Source organism: Sulfuricaulis sp. (assembly GCF_049587675.1).
GTDB lineage: Bacteria > Pseudomonadota > Gammaproteobacteria > Acidiferrobacterales > Sulfurifustaceae > Sulfuricaulis.
The window spans coordinates 1-4,516 of sequence record NZ_JBAVEJ010000132.1 but is presented as its reverse complement, the minus strand read 5'-3'; the positions used below and the strand labels follow the sequence as shown (position 1 = coordinate 4,516).

The window sequence follows — 4,516 nt, the reverse complement described above, 5'->3', positions numbered from 1 at the left end:
GGCGGTTCAGATTCTGCGCTTCGCCGACGACGGTCTCTGGGGCAGGCTTTCGGCCTTAGGGATAATAATGATCTTCATCTCGACCGCGCTCGTGGTCATGGCCACGCTCATCGGCGTAAAGCTCAGGGCCGTGGAGAGCGAAACATAGGCATGGTCTGTCCCGGCTGGTCATACAAGACCGACCGCGCGGGCTTGCGAGCCGCTTTGTACGTAGAGTGAGGGAGCGCGGCGATTCGGCAGCAACAGGTGAGCGGGCCGGTCGGGGATCCGAGCGTGAATTCGACGCGCCGTGACTGCAACCTGTAAATCCAGGAAGCCACACCAATCATGAACACCATATATACAGCCGTCATCCTGCTCTCGCTGCTTTCCTGCCTGACAACCTTCCTGGGCGTGGTGCTGGCGCTGCTGTTGCGCGAGAACCGGCGCGCGATCGCCGCCGGCATGGGATTCTCGGTCGGCATCATGGTGCTGATCTCGACAGTCGAGCTCATACCGGAAGCGATCGCAGCCATGGGCGCCAGCAACACCGTCACCAACGTCGCGCTCGGCGCCGCGCTCCTTTGGGTGGCGCACCTTGTCATCCCGCACACCCACCTGTTTCCTGAAACGGGACTGACGAACCGGGTGCTCATCAAGGCCGCTTATCTCTTGCCTCTCGGGCTGATCCTGCACGATGTGCCTGAAGGTTTCGCCATGGCCAATGCCTACGTCGCCGCGCCCGCGCTTGGGGTGCTGGTGGCGGTGGCCATCGCCCTGCACAATCTGCCGGAAGAGTTCGCGATGGCGGTGCCGGTGATGCTGCTGCGCAGCAAGCGCCTGCTGTTCGGCGCGGCGTTTCTCTCAGCGCTGGCCGAACCGCTTGGCGCGATCCTCGGGCTGCTGGCGGTGAGTGTCGCACCGTCGCTCAACGCCCATTTCATGGCGTTTGCCGCCGGAGCGATGCTGTTCGTTTCGATTCATGAACTCATTCCGATGGCGCGACGCTACCGTCACCTCGGCCAGTTCCTGGGCGGCACGGTGTTGAGCGCGCTGGTATATTGGCTGCTCGCGCGCCTGACCGTGGTACTGCCCGTCGCCGGGGCGCCGTAAGCGGCGCACAGCCGGGCACCGACTCGTCACCCGCTTCGCCCAAGGAGGCACTATGTATTCGCGAATCCTGATCGCCGTCGATGGAAGCCCGACTTCCGAGCGCGCCCTTCGGCATGCCATTGGCCTCGCCAAAGGTCTCGCAGCCGCGCTGCGCGTTGTGCACATCGTGGACATGGGTGTGCTGCCGCTTGGACCGGAACTTGCGGTCGACATTGGCGCCATCACGAAGGCGCGCCGTGCCGCAGGTGAACAGATCCTCAAGATGGCGCGCGAGACCTCCCGGGCGGGCGGCATTGAGGCGGAAACGCGACTGGTGGAAACGGGCACCCCCGCCCAACGCATTGCCACCGCAATCGCCGACGAGGCCGCCGCATGGCCGGCCGAACTGGTGGTCACGGGAACACATGGTCGCAGCGGCGTACAGCGCCTGCTGCTCGGCAGCGTGGCCGAGGGCATCGTGCGGATTTCGCCGGTTCCGGTTCTGCTTATCCCGATGCACTGACCACCATCGTCTGTACCGCGCACCGGGAAGCGGAAAAAAATGGGGCATGACTCCCATTGTTTTTAACCTTATTTGCCTGGGATCGTTTGAGGCGGTTCGGAACGTGAGCGGAAACTAAAAAGCCCGACATGGGCTGGGCTTTAGGTGTTTCATCACGCGACGAGAGGTGGGAGCCTAAACTTAAATCACTCCGAGCACTTTAATTTAACCGGGAGAATCCATGCTGGATACTTTGTGGTGGGTAGCAGTGCTGTTCGCCGTCGTGGGCGTGGCCATGATCATCGCGGCGGGAACGGCGCTACGGCGGCGGCGCCCTTTGCGTATGAGCCTGCGGTTGTTGCTGGCGCTGATGTTTTTTGCAGTCGCGGCGGCCTGTGGCACCATCGCCCTGGGCGTCCAGGGTTACCGTGCACTGACGCACGAGGAAGTCGCCGTCGTGGTACGCACCGAACCCCTCGGCCCGAATCGCTTCCAGGCGCAATTCCGCTTTCCCGACGGACGCGAAGTTTCATACACGCTCACCGGTGATCAGCTGTACGTGGATGCGCGCATCCTGAAATGGCATCCGTGGGCCAACGTTCTCGGCCTGCACACGGTTTATGAACTCGATCGCGTCAGCGGCCGCTATCACGATCTCGCACAAGAACAACAGCAACCGCGTACCGTGCGGTCGCTCGCGCCCGCGCGGGAAGTGGATATGTTCAGCCTGCGCCAGCGTTACGCGCTGCTGAGCCCGCTGCTCGATGCCGAATACGGCTCGGCGACCTTCGCTGCTGCCGACAGTTCCGCGCAATATGAAGTACGCGTCTCGACGACCGGCTTGCTGATTCGCCAACTGGCGCCGTAATCGAAGCGAATCGGTGAAGCATTCCGGCCTTCCGTCCCGTTTGACGCAAGATGCCACAACTGGCTCGCTTGACGGTCGCCAAGACGCTGCGGATCATCAATCACCCGCCGACCGCGCGCTCGCGCTCCCGTCCCGCCAATTCGCGCAGCCCTTGCAGCGCCTGCTCCAGCACCGGGTTGTCAGCGGTTCTCGGGAAAACCACGTAAGCGGGAAGAACGTACTCGGGCGATCCCGCGACACGAAACAAACGGCCCGCGGCGATAAAGGACGCGGCCATGCGTGCGGGCAGGAAACAACTGCCGCCGTTGGTCAGTGTTAACTGAATGCCGAGCCAGCCGATGTCGACGAGCTGCGCCGGTCCTTCGAGATCGAGATAGCTCTGCGCATGCTGCGCATAAAAACCCGGCCCCCATTCGACATAGATGTAGTCTTGGCCCGGGCCTTTGTCGTCCGCGCGCGAACTGACCAGCACCAGGGTTTCATCGAACAGATGTTCAACGATCAGTCCGGGGCTGTGGCTCGGCGTGTACATCAGGCCGATGTCGAGCGAGCCTTCGATCAGCCGGCGCATGAGATCTTCCTCGAAACCGATCTCGCTGTGGATCACGACATCGTTCGCCCGGCGTCGCATCCAACCGACCCACTGCGGCAGAAATCCCTCCCACAAGGCGATGCGTCCGCCGATACGGAGGCTGGCGCGGTAGCGTTCCGGCAGGCCGGCGTCGTCGCGCGCCTGCTCAGCGGTCAGCACCAGCCGCTTGGCATAATCGAAAAAGCGTCGGCCCGCGGGCGTCATGCTGGTGCCGGCGCGGTTGCGAACGAACAGCCGGGTGCCGAGCTCGTCTTCCAGCCGTTGAATCCGCGCGCTGACGGTCGACTGGGTCAGGTGAAGCTGCTTGGCCGCTTCGAGAAAACTCCCGTTTGCGGTAATGGCGAGAAAGGTCCGGGCCTGATCAATATCCATCGGGAAAAACCTATATATCGACAATATCGATATTATATAGCGAATAATATCGTTTGATCGCTTTATAAATGAAACCTAATATTTGGAGCATCCCAAGGCACTCTGGAGAGGAGAAACGCCATGAACCAAGCCGTGAACAAACTGAGCACCGAGTATCAGATCGCCCGCGATCCCGATGGCTATCTGTTCGACCCGCTGGACTGGAACGAAGCGGTCGCCTGCCAGCTGGCCGCGGAAGAAGGCATCGAACTAAATGAGGCCCACTGGCCGGTACTGCGCTACATGCGCGAACGCTGGACCACCAACCGGATCGCGCCGGACGTGCGCCACGTAATGGAGTTCCTGGCGCGCGAACTTGGTATCGACAAGAAGGCGGCAAAGACCCATCTCTACAAGCTGTTTCCCTACGGCTACGTGAAACAAGCCTGCAAGATCGCCGGCATGCAGCGCCCGCGCGTATGGAGCACCGGCTGAGCGGAGCCACGCGTGCTTCATATTCGGGAATGCGCTGACTGATTCCGGTAACACATCACCGGCTATTACCCAAGAAAGCTCTAAGTCCGTTCGTGGTGAGCCTGTCGAACCATGAACGGACGTATCACCTGTTATTCACGGCATCTTCCGTTCACCCTTCGACATACTCAGGGCAAACGGGAGGCTTGATCAGAGCTTCCTTAACGCGCAGGCTGTCCTCTCCCTGAGAACCGCTGCATCTCCCCGCAAAGCTCCGTCCCCTTTCGTCCGCGACATCGCCACCTATCTGCCTTATGGCATTCGCCCCCTGGCGAGCGCCTTCGTCCAGGTGCACGCACATCTGGAGGAGTCGTCGCTCGTCTGCGGGGCGAGCCCCTTGACCACCATGCGCCGGATCATCATCCCGCTGCTCATTCCCGGCATCGTCTCGGCGTGGATCCTCATGGCCAGCATGTTTGTGCGCGAGCTGACCCTGTCCGTGGTCCTGTCGCGGCCGGGAACCGAGGTCCTGGCGGTTCAGATTCTGCGCTTCGCCGACGACGGTCTCTGGGGCAGGCTTTCGGCCTTAGGGATAATAATGATCTTCATCTCGACCGCGCTCGTGGTCATGGCCACGCTCATCGGCGTAAAGCTCAGG

Annotated in this window: 6 protein-coding genes; 5 read left to right on the top strand and 1 reads right to left on the bottom strand. The window is 61.7% G+C overall.

The window, feature by feature from the left end:
- Positions 1-327: 327 nt before the first annotated feature.
- From WB402_RS06980 to WB402_RS06970, 3 genes are all read left to right on the top strand, one after another.
- Positions 328-1,092, top strand: coding sequence for a ZIP family metal transporter (locus tag WB402_RS06980; protein WP_424206292.1), 765 nt, complete (start codon positions 328-330; stop codon positions 1,090-1,092).
- Between the two features lie 52 nt (positions 1,093-1,144).
- A complete protein-coding gene (locus WB402_RS06975; RefSeq protein ID WP_424206290.1) occupies positions 1,145-1,594 on the top strand; it encodes a universal stress protein in 450 nt (149 codons plus the stop codon).
- Positions 1,595-1,814: 220 nt separating this feature from the next.
- Positions 1,815-2,441 carry a hypothetical protein gene (locus tag WB402_RS06970; RefSeq protein WP_424206288.1) on the top strand — a complete coding sequence of 209 codons (627 nt, stop codon included), beginning with the start codon at positions 1,815-1,817 and terminating at the stop codon, positions 2,439-2,441.
- Between the two features lie 100 nt (positions 2,442-2,541).
- Here WB402_RS06970 and WB402_RS06965 read toward each other — a convergent pair whose 3' ends face one another.
- Positions 2,542-3,405 carry a LysR family transcriptional regulator gene (locus tag WB402_RS06965; protein ID WP_424206286.1) on the bottom strand — a complete coding sequence of 288 codons (864 nt, stop codon included), beginning with the start codon at positions 3,403-3,405 and terminating at the stop codon, positions 2,542-2,544.
- 120 nt (positions 3,406-3,525) lie between these two features.
- Between WB402_RS06965 and WB402_RS06960 the strand changes: the two genes are divergently transcribed.
- Together WB402_RS06960 and WB402_RS06955 are read left to right on the top strand one after the other, a co-directional pair.
- Positions 3,526-3,879, top strand: coding sequence for a TusE/DsrC/DsvC family sulfur relay protein (locus tag WB402_RS06960; protein WP_424206284.1), 354 nt, complete (start codon positions 3,526-3,528; stop codon positions 3,877-3,879).
- A 133-nt stretch (positions 3,880-4,012) separates the two neighbouring features.
- The coding region (locus tag WB402_RS06955; RefSeq protein ID WP_424206294.1) for an ABC transporter permease subunit at positions 4,013-4,516 on the top strand (504 nt) is incomplete at its 3' end.

Bases quoted from the DNA above. Each gene is read 5' to 3' on its own strand.
- WB402_RS06960 (WP_424206284.1), top strand. From the start codon at position 3,526: ATGAACCAAGCCGTGAACAAACTGAGCACCGAGTATCAGATCGCCCGC.
- WB402_RS06970 (WP_424206288.1), top strand. From the start codon at position 1,815: ATGCTGGATACTTTGTGGTGGGTAGCAGTGCTGTTCGCCGTCGTGGGC.
- WB402_RS06965 (WP_424206286.1), bottom strand. From the start codon at position 3,405: ATGGATATTGATCAGGCCCGGACCTTTCTCGCCATTACCGCAAACGGG.
- WB402_RS06975 (WP_424206290.1), top strand. From the start codon at position 1,145: ATGTATTCGCGAATCCTGATCGCCGTCGATGGAAGCCCGACTTCCGAG.
- WB402_RS06980 (WP_424206292.1), top strand. From the start codon at position 328: ATGAACACCATATATACAGCCGTCATCCTGCTCTCGCTGCTTTCCTGC.